Below are 15515 nucleotides of genomic sequence, written 5' to 3'. Positions count from 1 at the left end.
GTGGCAGGTCTGGCGTTCTGCTTTGGGCGGACGCCGAAGGCGCCCCAGCGTTGCCAGGGCGCTGGCCGCGCCGCCTCGACGCTCACTTGACACTGGTTCTGATGGGGCGTCAGGCGCCCCCCCCTGCTGTCAGTTCTCGGAGCGGCCCTGGAGAGGGGCACGGCCGTCCACCGGGAAGTGATCGACGGGCACGGTACTAACGTACGGCGGCGTCCAGCTGAGCACTGACCGGACCCGCTCGCAACCGGGGCTCCGCTGTGAGGCTAGCGCCTGGAAAGCAGCTCTGACCTCAGCGAATGGAACGCGTTCCGCGCACAAAGATGCGTCAGCTCGTCGTTGACCGGCGATCCGCGGCAGGGCCAGGGTGGTGGAGCCATATCGGATTCCGATCACCGTTTCCGGTCACCGAACTGCATGCAGGAGGCCGTGATGCTCCAGACAGATACCCGTGAACACACCGAGTTCAGGGAAGACAACGAAGCGGCTACCGCCGGCACGACCGCGCCCGCCACGCCGAACGCACCGGCGGACTGCGACGAACTGCTCTTCCAGCGCTGCCTCTGGTGCCGCACACCGGCCTACCGCCGCTCGTTCTGCCGTGCCTGCGGATCCACGGCCTTCCAGCGGGACCGCAGCGTGGGCGTCGGGGTCGTCGTTCGCCGCCACGGCCATGTCCCGCACAACACGTGGTTCGTCGCGATGGACGAGGGCTTCAACCTGCTCTGCCAGGTCACCGGGACGGAGCCGGTCGCGGTCGGGTCGAGGGTGAGTGTCGTACGGGCTGTTGCCCCTCTCGGTCAGGGACTCCCCGTCGTCGAACCCACTCGTCCGGCACCGACTTCGGAGCGCTGGTGGTAACTGCAAACGGCTGAGACGCAGTCACCTCGCGTACGCGGGACAATCAGAGAGGAGGGTGCGTGGGCACCCAGCAGAACACGCCGGACGGATGGGCCGGCGTCGTCGAGGGAGCGGGGCGCGGCGCGCTGGAGGGTCTGCGCATCGCCGACTTCTCCCGGGTTCTCGCGGGCCCCTACGCCACCATGCTCCTCGCCGACCTCGGCGCAGACGTGGTGAAGGTCGAGCGGCCGGGCATCGGGGACGACACCCGGGCCTGGCACCCTCCGGCGGACCACGACGGCACGTCGACCTACTTCCTCGGCGTCAACCGGAACAAGAAGTCCGTCACCCTGGACCTCACGACCGACATCGGCCTCGAACAGGCCCGCGCCCTGGTCGCCGAGTCCGACGTGCTGGTGGAGAACTTCCGCCCCGGCACGATGGAACGGCTCGGACTCGGCCAGCGCGAACTCCGCGCCCGGCACCCGGGGTTGATCTACTGCTCGATCAGCGGTTTCGGCAGCGGTGCGGGCGCGGCGATCCCTGGATACGACCTGCTCGTGCAGGCCGTCGGCGGTCTGATGAGCGTGACCGGGGACGCGGCCGGGGAGCCGGTGAAGGCGGGCGTGGCCCTGGTCGATGTGATCACCGGCCTGCACGCCTCGCTGGGCATCCTCGCGGCCCTCCGGAACCGGGACGCCACCGGGGAGGGCCAGCACGTGGAGGTGAACCTTCTCAGCTCGCTGCTGTCGGCCATGGTCAACCAGGCGTCCGCGTTCGCCGTCGCCGGTGTGGTTCCGGGGCGTATGGGCAACGCGCACCCGAGCATCGCCCCGTACGAGACCTTCCCTGCCGCCGATCGTCCGATCGCGATCGCAGTGGGCAACGACCGGCAGTTCGCCGCGCTCGCCGACCTCGTCGGGGATCCCGGTCTCGCTCTCGACGACCGCTTCCGCACCAACGCCGACCGAGTCGCCCACCGCACCGAACTGCGGGACATCCTGACCGAACGGCTGGGCGCCGCCGACGCGGACCACTGGTCGGCCGTCCTGCTGGCCGCGGGTGTGCCCGCCGGACCGGTCAACACCCTCGACGAGGCGTTCGACTTCGCCCGGAAACTCGGCCTTCCCGGCATCGTAGACATCCCCGTCGCACCCGCCGACGGAGCAGAGGGCAGACCCTCCCGCCAGGTCGCGAGCCCCATCACGCTGAGCGGCACGCCCGCGCGGTACCGCCTGCCGCCACCGCGCCTGGGCCAGCACACCGCCGAGATTCTGCACCGCCCTTTCCACCACGCCTCCGCACAGAACGAAGCGGTCACCTGACCGTTTCCGTCGCAGGCACCACGACCCAACCGATCACCACAAACCCCCAGGAGCTCACGATGAGCGGCGCCAAGCCCATGAAGGACCCCCTCGACCTGCTCGACCTCTCCTCCACCCTCAGCGACGAGGAACGCGAGATCCAGGCCACCGTCGCCAAGTTCCTCGCCGACCGGGTGCGCCCGCACATCGGCGAGTGGTTCGAGAACGCACACTTCGCCCGCGAACTCGCCCCGGAACTCGGCAAGTTGGGTGTTCTCGGCATGCACCTCGAAGGGTACGGCTGCGCCGGGACGAACGCGGTCAGCTACGGCCTCGCCTGCCTGGAGCTGGAGGCGGCGGACTCCGGCTTCCGCAGCTTCGTCTCCGTGCAGGGCTCGCTGTCGATGTTCTCCATCTGGAAGTGGGGCTCGGAGGAGCAGAAGCAGGAGTGGCTGCCCCGGCTCGCCGCCGGTGAGGCCATCGGCTGCTTCGGTCTGACCGAGCCCGACTTCGGCAGCAACCCCTCCGGGATGCGCACCAGGGCAGTCCGCGACGGCGAAGACTGGATCCTGAACGGCTCCAAGATGTGGATCACCAACGGCGGCATCGCCGACGTGGCCACCGTCTGGGCACAGACCGAGGACGGCGTCCGCGGCTTCCTCGTGCCTCGCGGAACGCCCGGCTTCACCACACAGGACATCAAGCAGAAGATGTCGTTGCGCGCGTCCATCACCTCGGAGCTGTACTTCGACAACGTACGGCTGCCCGACTCGGCGCGGCTCCCGCTCGCGGAGGGCCTGCGCGGCCCGCTGTCCTGCCTGAACGAGGCCCGCTTCGGCATCCTGTTCGGCGCGGTCGGCGCGGCCCGCGACTCGCTGCAGGCGGCCATCGAGTACGCCGACTCGCGCGTGCAGTTCGACAAGCCGATCAGCGCCTTCCAGCTCACCCAGAAGAAGCTCGCCGACATGAGCGTATCCGTGGGCAATGCCGCACTGCTCGCCATCCACCTGGGCCGGCTCAAGGACCAACACCGCATCAGGCCCGAGCAGATCAGCGTCGGCAAGCTCAACAACGTTCGGGAGGCGATCGCCATCGCGCGGGAGTGCCGCACCGTCCTGGGGGCCAACGGCATCTCCCTGGAGTACTCGCCGCTGCGCCATGCCAACAACCTGGAGTCCGTCCTGACCTACGAAGGCACCAGTGAGATGCACACCCTGGTCGTCGGGCAGGCGATCACTGGCCAGGCGGCGTTCCGCTGACCGCTGAAGGCCGGACTGCTGAAGGCTCACGTGTTTCCTTTGGCATCCGTAGCGATGCATCGCCCGTCGGTGTCGTGCCGTGTGTCCGGTACCGGTCTCGGTGTCGTGTCTGAGTGCGTGGATCGAATGCGTGACCTTTTCGCGGGTGTGTCGTTGATCGGATGACATCACCACGGGCAGGAAAGGGGGAGTGCCGGTGAGCCGGAAGCTGCCGCTGGGCGAGGGCGAAACGGCCCGGACCGCCTGTGCCCGTGGACTGCTGTGTACGGGCGTGGTGGAGAAGACGGGCGAGGTGCTGTCGGCCGCTGTGCTGGCACAGCGGGTAGGCTGCGCCGCCGATCTGGTCTCCGGGATGGCCGCCGACCTGCTGGCCGAGCACTGGAACGCCACCGATGTGGACACACTTGCCTCCGGTGAGGACGCGGGTGGGCGGACGCTGCCGTCGAACGCGTGGATGGCGTTGCGGAGGCTGGGCTGGACGGCCGCCGCGGCCGGGGCGTGAGGGTCAACGACCGGCTCGTGCGCATGGCCCAGGAGCAGGCCGGGCGTGTCCTGCGCTCGGCCCACTGGCGGGCCGAGCTGACGTCTGCAGTCCTTCAGACGTGGCCGTGCGATCCGGGCAGGCGCACGCCTGAGGAGTGGGACCGGGTGCGGGAGGCGGTCTCCGGCGGCCCGGATCTCCCGTCGAGGTGATCCGCTCCCGCACCCGACAGATCAGCGCCTTCGCCACACAGCACGGCCGTCTGCCCGCTGATGTGTTCGAGCTGGAGGCCCATCCTGGGGCGGCGCAGATGCTGCTGCTGTCGGCGTGAGACGGGCAGCAGGCCACCATCGAACGCGGCGAGGACGACCCGCAACGCGCGCTGCTGCGTCTGCAGCTGCCCACCCGACCCGACCCGCGTTCCTACCGCGACTGGACGTGGGTAGCCTGCCCCATCACGCTGCCGCCCACGGTCCCGCCCGGCGCGGTGCTGCACCTGCCCACCCTGCGCCTTGCGGGCGGGAAGGTGCGCGCCGACCTGGCCTACACCCACGCCGTGCCGAAGACGTCCCGTACCGGCCACACCGTGGCGCTCGGTGTGGACTGGGGCTTGAACACCCTGCTGTCCGCGGGCACCGCCCGGTTGCACGGCGACGGTCAGATCACCGCGCGCGGGCACGGCGCCCAGTTCCGGGCCGCCGGCGTCCTGGCTAGGCAGCACCGGCTCCGGCGCCTGTCGGAGTACCTGCACGCCAAGGCCGACCAGTATCAGCGGCTCATCGGCGACACCACCAGGCATTCGCTCACCGGCAGACATGAGGTGCTCCGTGAGGAGATCCGCCAAGTCTGCGACCGCAGGTCGAACCTCAACGATGCCCTGGCCTGGGCCGCTGCCCGCTGGACGGTGGATCAGGCCATCGCCGCCCAGGCCACGGTGATCTACCTGGAAAACCTGCGGTCGATGGAAGCCAAGGGCATGGGCCGCACCACGAATACGCGCCTGTCCCAGACGGTGCGCGGGCAGATCGCCGACCGCATGCGGCATCTGGCCGCAGAGGTGGGGATCGCCGTCGTCACCGTCCCGCCGCGCAACACCTCCCGGCACTGTCCGAGGTGCCTGACCCCGCTGCGGCACCGCAAGGCCCCCGACCGCCCCACCGCACCGGGCTGGAAATGGGCCGTCTGCCCCGACCGGGCCGGATGCGGCTGGCAGGGCGACCGCGACCACGGCGCCTGGCAGCGCATCGCCGCACGCGGCCTCGCCCACCAGGCCAAGACCGTCACCGACCGGGCCACCGGACAGATGGCGATCCGCACGGTCGTGGACAAACTCGAAACCCAGGCGGTCATCACCCCGACCGCCGATACCAGCCGGGCCGACCGGACCAAGACCGGCCCCATCCGGCGCCGATCCACACGCCCCACGCCCAGGCGACGCAGGGCACCCTCCCCCATCGGCCCCTGCGGCCCGGCGGGCCAGCGTCCGGAGGGACACGCACCAACGGGCCGGAGGATGCTGCCCCGCGCAGCCCACCGGCACCAGGGCGTGACGACGATCAGCACACCCACCCCCAGACTCCGTCCGGGGGGACCCCCATCCGGCCGACACCGGCCACGAGGAGCAGCACTGGGCGCGGGCTTCCACCTGCACGCCCACGCCACCCCTCCACAGTGGGCACAACCCACGCCAGAAGCTATGTCTTGCATGGGATCACTAGGCTGATCAGAGACGCAGAAGGAAGACGCCCGGAGTACGGTGCCCGTACGCGCGACACCGCGTGCTGCGAGCCCTCAGGCCGCCTGGTAGCTGAAGAACCCCTGTCCCGACTTACGGCCCAGCAGTCCCGACTCGACCATGCGGCGCAGCAACGGGGGAGGGGCGTACAGCGGTTCGCGGTACTCCTCGTACAGCGCCTCCCCTATCGCCGCCACGGTGTCGAGGCCGATGAGGTCGGCGAGGCGCAGCGGGCCCATGGGGTGAGCGCAACCGGCGGTCATCCCTGTGTCGATGTCCTCCGCCGTCGCCGTGCCGGAGCTGACCATCCGCACTGCTGCCAACAGGTAGGGAACCAGCAGGGAATTCACCACGAAGCCCGCGCGGTCCTGCGTGACGACCGTCTTCTTGCCCAGGATCTCGCTCGCGAAGGCAATCACGCGCAGTTCCGTGGACTTCGACGTGTGCAAGGAGGGGATCACCTCGACCAGCGGCATGACAGGGACGGGGTTGAAGAAGTGGAGGCCGACCACTGACTCCGGCCGTCCGGTCACGGCCGCGAGCCGGGCGATGGGGATCGAGGAGGTGTTGCTGGCCAGTACGGCGGCCGGGTCGGTGACCACCTCGTCCAGCTGCCGGAACAGAGCCGTCTTGGCCTGCTCGTCCTCGACGGCGGCCTCGATGACCAGGTCCGCCCCGGACAAGTGGGAGAGGTCTGCGGTGACCGAGACCCCGGCCAGGGCATGAGCGCGGTATTCCGGGGTGATGGCGCCGCGCTTCTCCGCCTTGAGCAGGGAGTCCGCCACGCCCGCCAGGCCGGCGCGGGCTCTGTCCTCGGTCACGTCGCACAACGTGACGCGCAGTCCGGCCCGGGCGCAGACCTCGGTGATGCCCCGGCCCATCTGCCCGGCGCCGACGACGCCCACGTGCTTGATAGATGTCATGTGCTCCTCCGCCTGTCCCTCCGTCCGGCGGCGGTCGAATGCCGCCGACCCGGTATGTGGTGCGGTGTTGAGCCTAGGCCGGGTACACCCCGTCTGACCTGCTCAGATGGTGCGTTTTCCGCGTACAAACATGCGTCGGCTCGTCGTTGACCGGCGGTGCCGCGCCGAGCCAAGCCGATCACGATCCGGGGCGGGTCTCGGCGGCCGGAGAGACGAGCACGAGGGGGCGGTCGGGGATCGCGGACCGCACAACCGGACAGGAACGCGACGGCACTTCCGGGGGAGCGGGTCCAGGGCCCCTGAGCAGACTGCAGAACGTGGACTTCGCCAGAAGGCGGCGTACTGCACGTCCGGGATCTCCTGCGAGGGCATACCGACCGCCTGCCTGGGCAGCGCGGCTTCAGTCGGCGGCGACCGTGGCGGCAGCCGCCTCCCGCAGACGGCGGATCACGCCGCGCACCGCGGGCGAGGTCTCGCCCCGGCGGTAGGCGCCCACCAGCCGGGTGGTCAGCGGTACGTCCGCCAGCGGACGGTAGGCCACCCCGGGGATCTGCACGCGGCGCAGCGAATCGGGGACCAGGGCGACCGCGAGACCACCGCCCACGAGTGTCAGAGCAGCGATGAAGTCCCGTACCGGGGCAGCGCACCGCGGGCTGAACCCCCCCTGTACCGCCACCTCCAGGATCTGGTCGCGGCAGCCGTACTCCTCGTCGAAGTGCGGGGCCACGAACTGCTCGTCGCACAGCTTCGCCGCCGGTACCGCTTCGTACGCCGCGAGCGGCGCGTCGGCCGGCAGCGCCAGGACGACGTCTTCGGTGAGCAGACAGGTTGCCGTGACTTCGGGCGGGTACTCCGGCCTCCAGCGCAGGAAGCCGACGTCTACGTCCCCGCAGGCCAGCGCTTCCAGCTGCGCCGGCGTCTCCAACTCGCGTACCTGTACGATGAGTTGTGTGCCGGGGGCCGCGCAGCGGGTGAGCACATCGGTCAGCACCCCGGAGAACGCGGCCGAGGCGACGTACGCGATCTGGGCGTGCCCCAGCTCCCCACGACCGGCACGTCGGCCCACGGCCTCGGCCCGCGCGGCCTGGGCGAGGGTCAGCCGCGCCTCCTCGACGAACAGTTGCCCGGCGCTGGTCAGCGCCGGGCGGGTGCGTCGTCCGCGGTCGATCAGGCGGACGCCCAGGTGTGACTCCAACGCCCTGATCTGAGCGCTGAGTGCCGACGGAGCGAGATGCAGACGGTCCGACGCACGCGCGAAGTGCAGTTCCTCCGCGACGGTGACGAATGATTCCAGCCAGCGCAGTTCCACCGGTTCCTCCGTCCTGCCGGGCCTGTTCCGACGAGAGCACCGGCCGTGTGCACGGCCGGTGGGTTGGACACCCCGCGGCGAGCAGTCAGGGCATAACAGGACCGCCGCGGGGTGAGTATGGGCGTCAGGGCCGCTGTCGGCCGAGGAGCGTCCGGACGAGCGGGCAGGCCCGGATCCGCACCTGTGGACCGGCGGCTCAGGGGATGACGACGTAATTGCTGAATCCGCCGTCGCGGTCCTCGAGGCCCGAGATCGCCTCGTTGACCTTGGACAGCGGGAATGGCTTGGCCTGCAGGTAGGACAGGTCCAGGGTGCCCGTGGCCACCATGTCGGCGAGTTCCTGCCCCTGGGCGGTGGTGAACCAGTTGGAGCCGATCAGCTGGACCTGCTCGTCCATGAGCCACTTCACGTCCACGGGCAGCCGGTCTGCCACGCCGCCGACGTTGACCACCTTGCCGCCCCGGCGGACACCCTGCATGGAGTCGAGCATCGTCTCCACCGGGGCCTTGGCGCCCAGGGCGCTGATCACGTAGTCCGCACCTTCGCCGCCGGTCAGGGACTTCGCCCACTCGCCGGTGGAGCCGTCACCCAGGCGGAAGACCTCGATCCGCTCCGGGGCCAGTTCCTTCACGCGCTTGAGGAGCTCCTCGTTGCGGCCGGTGCCGAGGATCCTGGAGGCGCCGGAGGCCAGCGCGAGCACCGTGGACGCTACACCGAGTGTTCCCGTGACCCCGTCGATCAGCGCTACCTGGCCGGGGCCGGCGGCGGCGTTCTTGAGAGCTCCGTAGGACGTTCCGATGTAGCCCAGCTTGCCGGCCTGCTCGAACGTCATGGTGTCAGGGATGTTGACGATCGAGTACTGCGGGGCGGTCATGTACTCCGCGAAACCGCCGTACGGGTACAGGTCGAAGATCCGCTGGCCGTCACGGGACGTGCTGAAGTAGCCGTTCAACGTGAAGTAGCGGCACCGGCTCAGTTCACCGCCCCGGCACACCTGGCAACTGCCGCAGGACCGCAGCGGGTTGACGTACACCCGGTCACCCGGCTTGGTGTGCAGCACCGCCTCGCCGACCTGCTCGACCACGCCGGCGGCATCCAGGCCGAAGATGGCGGGGAACCGCGGCAACGGTTGGTGCGGGAACCAGGTCGGCCAGTTGTTGATCACGTTGGCCATGTTCGGCACGATCCCGCACGCTTTGACCCGTACCAGCACGTCGGTCGGCCGTGGGGTGGGCACGTCGATCGTGTCCACGGACATCGGCTCACCGAGCGCGTGCAGTCGGGCAGCGAGCATTTTCGCCATTGAAATACTCCTTGAAACTGCTCCGTCCCGACGATCGGGGACGGAGAAATCTTTTTCGGCGACCGAGACGACGGACCGGCGGCTCGGTAATCACATCTCAGGTATTGACGGGCCTTGCGGCGCCGAGTCCTACGAACTCGGGAAAGGATGCGGGTAATTGTCCTCGAGGTCGATTCCCAGCAGCCCCATGATGCGGACGCCGGAGTTGTACCAGGCGATGGACAACGACAGTTCGACCATCTGCTTGTCCGTCAGGTGGTCGGCAGCGGCACGCCATGTCTCGTCCGAGACGTCGACCAGGAGCGTGGACTCCTTGGCGAGGCGCATCACCGCCTTCTCCGTGTCGTCGAACAGACCGGACGACTCGAAGTCGGCCACCGCCGCGAGCTGTTCCCCGGTGAGCCCGGCCTTGAGCCCGTGCGACTGGTGGTGCGCGACCTCGTACGCGGACCGGGTCGCGTACCCCACGGTCAGGATCGCCAGTTCGCGCAGCTTGGGGCTGAGGTCGGCGGCTCGCAGTGAGTTGGCATAGGTCAGGAAGGCGTCCAGCTGCGTGGGCGCGTTGGTGAGGGCGAGGAAGATGTTCGCCGTCGGTACCTTGCGTTCGGTTTCCAGCCGGTCGTACAGGGGCTTCTGCGACTCATCCGCGTCCTCGCGGCGCAGGTAGGGGACTCGTGCCATGGCGTCTCCTTGGGTGACGTAGCGGCGAAAGGTCAGGGGGTGGGCTGCTCGAGCAGGAACCGCTCGAGCGACATCGGCTTCGGCGGCTCGGCCGGCGGAATCTGCGGCACGCCGACGAAGGGCGACGCCTCGAAGTACCACTTCTCAAGGGCCGGGAGGCCCCAGCGGGCGTTGGTGCTCAGCGACCCCGCGTCCCAGCGCACCGGCTCGATCTCGGTGTCGATCGTCTGGTAGTGGCTGTTGAAGACCTCCACCCGGTGCCCGTCGGGGTCGCGGAGGTAGGCGAAGAGCATCCCGCCCGGACCGTGGCGTCCGGGGCCACGCTCCACGCCGTCGCCGTAGCCTTGGATGCCCGCCCAGTCGCAGGCGGTGAAGATGTCATGGCTCTCGGAGACGGTGTAGGCGAAGTGGTGCAGGGCGGGCCCGGTGTTCTCGACGATCGCGAGGTCGAGGCAGGTGCCCTTGCGGTACATGAAGGCACCCAGCAGCTTGTCGCCGTGCTCCAGGTACTCCGAGTTGCGGAAGCCGAGCTCGCCGTAGAACGCGCACAGCTCGTAGGTGTCGGGCGCGAAGGTCTGGTAGTGGTCCAGCCGCTGCGCGTGGGCACCCTTGTGGAGTTCGAAGTTGATGTGCAGCCTCGGCCGCGTCTCCATGTGCGCGCACAGTTCGAGCGGTGTGCCGATCGGGTCGCTGACGTGCAGGGTGCGGCCCTGGTACGGGACGTCGACCCACTCGGCGGGCAGTCCCCGCTCACGGAACCAGGCGTACGCGAGGTCGAGGTCCTCGTCGAAGAACACTCGGAAGCCGATCCTCCCGCACTTGCCGGCGCCCTCCTCGTCCAGCTCCAGGACGAGGCTGTGGTGGCAGGCTTCGGCCAGGCCGCGGAGGTAGCAGGTGCGCTCGTCCTCGTCGCTGACGACCAGCCCCAGCACGTTCACGTAGAAGTTCCGGCTCTCGGCCAGATCCGCGACCGTGAGGCGAACGTGACTGGAGCGGGTGATGTTGAAACTCGGGCGCAGATTGACGGGTGGCAGCATGCTGGTCTCCGTGCTCGGATCGGCTCTGGATTTCGATGACAGTGATATGTAGTATCTCGTGGCCGATTTACGGCTTGGTCGTCGAGGGCCCGGCACCGGCGAATGTGAATGCGGACCATCCACTGAATTCCGCGGATTCACCGAGGGACTCCTCGATACGCAGAACCTCGTTCCACTTGGCCATTCGCTCGGAGCGGGTGAACGAGCCCACCTTCAGCTGGCCCGCGTCCCAGCCGACGCTGAGATGGGCGATGGTGATGTCCTCGGTCTCTCCGGAACGCGCCGAGACGATCGTGCCGAAGCCGGCCTCCTTTCCGGCCTGCAGGGCCTGGAAGGCCTCCGTGACCGTACCGGCCTGGTTCGGCTTGACGAGAACGGCGTTCGCTGTTCCGCCGGTGGCCGCCGCCTCGACCCGCTTGGCGTTCGTGACCAGGTAGTCGTCGCCGATCACCTGGCAGCGGTGGCCATGGCGCCGGGTGAACTCCAGCATGCCCTCGTGGTCGTCCTCGCCCACCGGGTCCTCGATGGACAGGATCGGATACTGCTCGATCCAGCTGCCCAGCATGTCGATCAGCGCTTCGGTGTCCAGGGTGCGGTCGTCCAGGGCCAGCGTGTACTGTCCGCCGCTGCCGAACTGCGAGGCCGCGACATCCAGTGAGATGGCGACCTGGGCCGAGGGGGCGAAGCCCGCGCTCTCGATCGCCTGGGTCAGTGTCTCCAGCGCCTCCTCGTTGGAGTCGAACGCCGGCCAGAAGCCGCCTTCGTCGGCGACCCCCTGCGCTTTGCCCGCTTTCCGCATCAGACTGCCGGCGGCCCGGTAGATCTCCGCGGTCCAGTCCAGGGCCTCGGAGAAGCTCTGTGCCGCGGGGCAGACCACCATGAAGTCCTGGACGTCGACGCGGCGGTCCGCGTGGGCGCCGCCGCCGAAGATCTGGATCTCCGGGAGCGGGATACGGACCGGCCGTCCACCCGCCAGGTGCTGCCACAGTGGCACGCCCGCCGATGCGGCGGCGGCGTGCAGCACCGCCATGGACGTGGCCACGATCGCGTTGCCGCCGAGTCGGCTACGGTCGGGGGTTCCGTCGAGGTCCACCAGAAGCCGGTCGACGGCTTCCTGATCGGTCGCGTCCCGGTCAAGGAGGGCGGGCGCGATCTCCTGGTTCACCGAGCCGACCGCACGCTGGACGTCGAGGCCGCCGAAGCGGCTGCCGCCGTCGCGCAGGTCGAGCGCCTCGCCCTGGCCCGTCGAGGCTCCTGCCGGTGCGATGGCCCGCCCGATCGCGCCGTCCGCGAGGTGGGCCTCGACTTCGACGGTCGGCCGACCGCGTGAGTCCCACACCCTGCGGCCGTAGAGCTTGGCGATCCGCGCGTCTGTCATTGCGGTGCAACCTTTCGGAGTTCGGACGATCGGGTGATGAGGCGGGGCCCGTGCCTGTGTGCACGTCTGTCATCCGAGTGCGGGCAACCCCGCAGCCACCGGCGCACGGAAAGTCCTCGCCGACGAAAGGGCGCGGGCGGACCCCGTGCGCTGACACCCGAGTCGGTGCGCCGGCGCCGGACGCGAGCGAAGTGTCGTAACGGCTCTGTTCGTTGTCGTGTCCGGGCCGGCGAGGGAATCCGGAGACGAAGGGCGGTGACGAGGGTTGCCCGCCCGCACTTTCTTGGTGCTAACGATAGCGCAATCGTGCGAAGTGCCTGGGGGTTGTGTCAAGAGGCAGGTGAAACTTCGATTCAGTGAGGTCGTCGGTTGCCCCCGGCCGTTGGCTCGCCGAGTCGACAGTGCTATCGTTCGCACATTCCATCGCGCTCCGGCAAGGACTCCGCCGGACCTGCGCTCTTCCTGGATCGGACGGACAGCACAGGCGAGCGCGGGTCCGTCGGGCCGGATCGCGCCCGAGAGGAAAGTGAGCCCGATATGGCACCCGAGCCCTCCGCGGCGCCGATGACCCTCACCACTGTTGTGGCCAGTACGCGTCCTGGACGTGTGGGCAGATCCGTCGCGGACTGGTTCACCCTCCGAGCCGCGGAGTGCGACCAGTTCGAGTCGCGCACCGTCGACCTGTACGAACTCGCCCGTCCCTTCTTCGACGAGCCGCATCCGCCCGCGCTGCAGCAGTACACGAAGAGCCACACCCGCGCATGGAGCCGGCTCGTCGACGCGTCGGACGCGTTCGTCTTCGTCACTCCGGAGTACAACGGCGGCTTCCCCGCCCCGTTGAAGAACGCGTGGGACTACCTCGTCGTGGAGTGGCGGCACAAGCCGGCCGGGTTCGTCAGCTACGGGGGTGTCTCGGCGGGCACTCGGGCGGTGCAGATGTCCAAGCAGGTCGTGGCGAACCTCAGGATGCTGCCGATCGGTCCGACCGTGAGCATCCCGTTCGTCAACGAACTCGTCGAGGACGGCGATTTCCGGCCCGGCAAGCCGCACGAGGCCGCTGCCGAGCAGATGCTCGACGAACTCGCGCGCACCGCCCGGGCCATGCGCCGGCTGCGCAGCGGAACGTACTGACCTGCCGCCGAGAACACGAAGGCGCCCGGAGCGATGCGCTCCGGGCGCCTTCGTGTCTGTGGGCGAGGTCGCCCGTGGCTCATCCGGTCCTGGTCGGAGCCCTTCCGCCGGGGGGCGCCGTGCTGCCGCGCAGGACCAGTGATCCAGGGGAGACCGACGTGTACGGGCCGTCGTTGCCCGACTTGGTTTTGAGCCGGCGCATCAGCCACAAAGCGCAACCGGTGGCCATCTCCTGGATCGGCAGACCGATCGTGGTGAGTCCGGGACCCCACCAGGAAAACCCCGGCTCGTCCCCGAACCCGACCACGGACAGTTCCCCAGGCACCTTCACGCCCTGCTCGGACAACTCCTCCAGGACCGCGAGGGTGAGCTGGATCGATCCCAGTACGAGAGCGGTGGGAGCGTCCGTCCCCTTCAGCAGCCGGCGCACCGCCTGGCGGCCGTGGTCCACGGACGACGGCGGCCCCAGCTCCGTGCGCCCGGCGCCGTCCGGCAGGCCGCCTTCGCTCAGGGCACTGCGGAAGCCGCGCAGACGCTCCGCGCCCGTGGGCAGCTCCGTGGGGCCGCCCACGTACGCGAGGCGGGTGTGGCCCTGGGCCACCAGGTGGGCCGTGCCCTGGCGCAGCGCCTCATGGTCGTCCACGCCGAACCACTGGGAACCGAGCGACGGGTGGCGGCGCAGCAGTTGCAGGTGCGGCACCGTGCGCAGGAGTTTGACGGAGTCGCCGTGCGGGCGCGCGGTGGGCACGATGATGACGCCCGCCACGCGGTTCGCGGACAGCTCCCGCAGATGGCGCAGCTCCACCATCCGGTCGTCGTCGGTCTCCGAGAGCATCAACTGGAAGCCCTCGGCCTCCATGTTCTTGGACATCTCGTGCGCGATGGTCGCGTAGAAGCTGTTGCGGATGTCCGGGATCACCAGCCCGACCACGTTGCTGGACGCTCCGCGCATCATCCGGGCCGCTCGGTTGCCGACGTATCCCATTTCGGAAGCGGCCTGGCGGACCCGGAACTTGGTCTCCTCGCTGATGCGGGGATCGTCGGCGAGTGCCCGGCCGACCGTCGAGACGGAGACGCCCAGGCGTTCGGCGATGTCCCTGGTCGTGATCACGTATGGGGCCCCCTCGAGCGACTGGTCCCGTGCCGTTACTTTCCGTATGCCAACGATAGCGCTCTCATCGCGCCCAGCGTTTGGAGGAGTGGGGCGCCGGGTTGATCATCAACTGCGTGCTAACGTTAGCACTATGGGATGGGCCCTACAGCCGCCCGCGGCTGCCTAGTTGCAGGAGGTTTCCGTGCGGATCGTCAGGTATGCCGTCGGCGGCGTGCGTCACTACGGAGAACTCGAAGCCGGTGACGCCAGGATCATGAGATTCGAGGGTGATCCCTTCACCGGGCTTTCCCCTACGGGGCACGTCGACGAAGTCGGGGACACAGTCATTCTCCCGCCGCTCGAGCGACCTCGGATCTTCGGGTTCGCCTACAACTACGCCTCGCACGTCGACGAGACCGACCGCGAGGTTCCAGAAGTTCCCGTGTGCTTCATGAAGCCGAGTACTGCGGCGATTGGACCGGGTGACGCCATCGTCTATCCGGCGGATGGTGAACTGGTCCATTTCGAAGGCGAGTTGGTCGTCGTCATCGGAAAGGAAGCCCGTCATGTGAAGCCCTCCGAGGCTCATGAGTTCATCCTCGGCTATACGTGCGGAAATGACGTCAGCGACCGCATCGTCCAGCGCAAGGAAAGCGCATTCGGAACACTTCTGATCGGTAAGGGGCAGGACACCTTCGCCCCCCTCGGACCGGTCATCGCGACCGAACTCGACCCCTCCGGACTGTCGCTGACGACCCGTGTGAACGGCACCGTCACGCAGTCGGCGAGCACTGCCGACCTGCTGCTCGCCGTTCCCGACATCGTCAGCTACCTCAGCCGCTACCTGACGCTGCTGCCCGGAGACGCGATCATGACCGGCACGCCTTCCGGTGTCGGGCCCATCCGTCCGGGAGACGAGATCGAGGTGGAGATCGAGGGCATCGGCGTCCTGCGCAATCCGGTCGTGGCCGAGAGCCTCTGACTCGGGTCGTCCGCCGGCCGACCTCACACCGGGCCTGGCCACTAAAGAACGGCTGACAGGCA

General features: G+C 68.9%; 15 protein-coding genes. 8 read left to right on the top strand and 7 right to left on the bottom strand.

Annotation, left to right across the window (positions count from 1 at the left end; all coding sequences use genetic code 11):
- Window positions 1-429 precede the first annotated feature (429 nt).
- The 6 genes from ACTWQR_RS41130 to ACTWQR_RS41105 all read left to right on the top strand — a co-directional run bounded on the left by ACTWQR_RS41130 (window position 430) and on the right by ACTWQR_RS41105 (window position 5604).
- Complete coding sequence (locus ACTWQR_RS41130) at window positions 430-858, top strand: hypothetical protein (RefSeq protein WP_443232371.1); 429 nt, start codon at window positions 430-432, stop codon at window positions 856-858.
- A 59-nt stretch (window positions 859-917) separates the two neighbouring features.
- Window positions 918-2162, top strand: a complete 1245-nt coding sequence (locus ACTWQR_RS41125; protein WP_443232370.1) for a CaiB/BaiF CoA transferase family protein — start codon at window positions 918-920, stop codon at window positions 2160-2162.
- A gap of 59 nt (window positions 2163-2221) precedes the next feature.
- Entirely contained in the window at window positions 2222-3400 is a 1179-nt protein-coding gene (locus ACTWQR_RS41120) for an acyl-CoA dehydrogenase family protein (protein WP_443232369.1), read from the top strand.
- 196 nt (window positions 3401-3596) lie between these two features.
- The gene (locus tag ACTWQR_RS41115; RefSeq protein WP_443232368.1) at window positions 3597-3902 is read left to right on the top strand and encodes a hypothetical protein; all 306 of its coding nucleotides are present in this window, start codon (window positions 3597-3599) and stop codon (window positions 3900-3902) included.
- A gap of 187 nt (window positions 3903-4089) precedes the next feature.
- Entirely contained in the window at window positions 4090-4212 is a 123-nt protein-coding gene (locus ACTWQR_RS41110) for a hypothetical protein (protein ID WP_443232367.1), read from the top strand.
- Between the two features lie 156 nt (window positions 4213-4368).
- Window positions 4369-5604: a zinc ribbon domain-containing protein gene (locus tag ACTWQR_RS41105; RefSeq protein WP_443232366.1), complete on the top strand. Its 1236-nt coding sequence runs from the start codon at window positions 4369-4371 to the stop codon at window positions 5602-5604.
- Between the two features lie 68 nt (window positions 5605-5672).
- Here the strand turns inward: ACTWQR_RS41105 and ACTWQR_RS41100 are convergent, their stop codons facing one another.
- The 6 genes from ACTWQR_RS41100 to eno form a co-directional block, all read right to left on the bottom strand.
- Window positions 5673-6539, bottom strand: a complete 867-nt coding sequence (locus tag ACTWQR_RS41100) for a 3-hydroxybutyryl-CoA dehydrogenase (RefSeq protein ID WP_443232365.1) — start codon at window positions 6537-6539, stop codon at window positions 5673-5675.
- A 400-nt stretch (window positions 6540-6939) separates the two neighbouring features.
- A complete protein-coding gene (locus ACTWQR_RS41095) occupies window positions 6940-7848 on the bottom strand; it encodes a LysR substrate-binding domain-containing protein (protein ID WP_443232364.1) in 909 nt (302 codons plus the stop codon).
- 196 nt (window positions 7849-8044) lie between these two features.
- A complete protein-coding gene (locus ACTWQR_RS41090; RefSeq protein ID WP_443232363.1) occupies window positions 8045-9151 on the bottom strand; it encodes an alcohol dehydrogenase catalytic domain-containing protein in 1107 nt (368 codons plus the stop codon).
- 129 nt (window positions 9152-9280) lie between these two features.
- Window positions 9281-9832 carry a carboxymuconolactone decarboxylase family protein gene (locus ACTWQR_RS41085; RefSeq protein ID WP_443232362.1) on the bottom strand — a complete coding sequence of 184 codons (552 nt, stop codon included), beginning with the start codon at window positions 9830-9832 and terminating at the stop codon, window positions 9281-9283.
- Window positions 9833-9864: 32 nt separating this feature from the next.
- Window positions 9865-10869: a VOC family protein gene (locus tag ACTWQR_RS41080; RefSeq protein ID WP_443232361.1), complete on the bottom strand. Its 1005-nt coding sequence runs from the start codon at window positions 10867-10869 to the stop codon at window positions 9865-9867.
- 67 nt (window positions 10870-10936) lie between these two features.
- The gene (eno, locus tag ACTWQR_RS41075; protein WP_443232360.1) at window positions 10937-12247 is read right to left on the bottom strand and encodes a phosphopyruvate hydratase; all 1311 of its coding nucleotides are present in this window, start codon (window positions 12245-12247) and stop codon (window positions 10937-10939) included.
- 537 nt (window positions 12248-12784) lie between these two features.
- On the opposite strand from eno, the gene ACTWQR_RS41070 reads away from it, so the two are divergent.
- Window positions 12785-13378, top strand: a complete 594-nt coding sequence (locus ACTWQR_RS41070; RefSeq protein WP_443232359.1) for an NADPH-dependent FMN reductase — start codon at window positions 12785-12787, stop codon at window positions 13376-13378.
- Between the two features lie 79 nt (window positions 13379-13457).
- Here the strand turns inward: ACTWQR_RS41070 and ACTWQR_RS41065 are convergent, their stop codons facing one another.
- On the bottom strand, window positions 13458-14489 hold the full coding sequence (locus tag ACTWQR_RS41065) for a LacI family DNA-binding transcriptional regulator (protein ID WP_443232358.1): 1032 nt from the start codon (window positions 14487-14489) through the stop codon (window positions 13458-13460).
- A 184-nt stretch (window positions 14490-14673) separates the two neighbouring features.
- Between ACTWQR_RS41065 and ACTWQR_RS41060 the strand changes: the two genes are divergently transcribed.
- Window positions 14674-15453 carry a fumarylacetoacetate hydrolase family protein gene (locus ACTWQR_RS41060; RefSeq protein WP_443232357.1) on the top strand — a complete coding sequence of 260 codons (780 nt, stop codon included), beginning with the start codon at window positions 14674-14676 and terminating at the stop codon, window positions 15451-15453.
- The last annotated feature ends 62 nt before the right edge of the window (window positions 15454-15515 follow it).

Origin of the sequence: Streptomyces sp. 2A115, assembly GCF_052245575.1 — a bacterium.
GTDB lineage: Bacteria > Actinomycetota > Actinomycetes > Streptomycetales > Streptomycetaceae > Streptomyces.
Note: the sequence above shows the minus strand (reverse complement) of the source record. Positions and strands in the feature narration are given on the sequence as shown.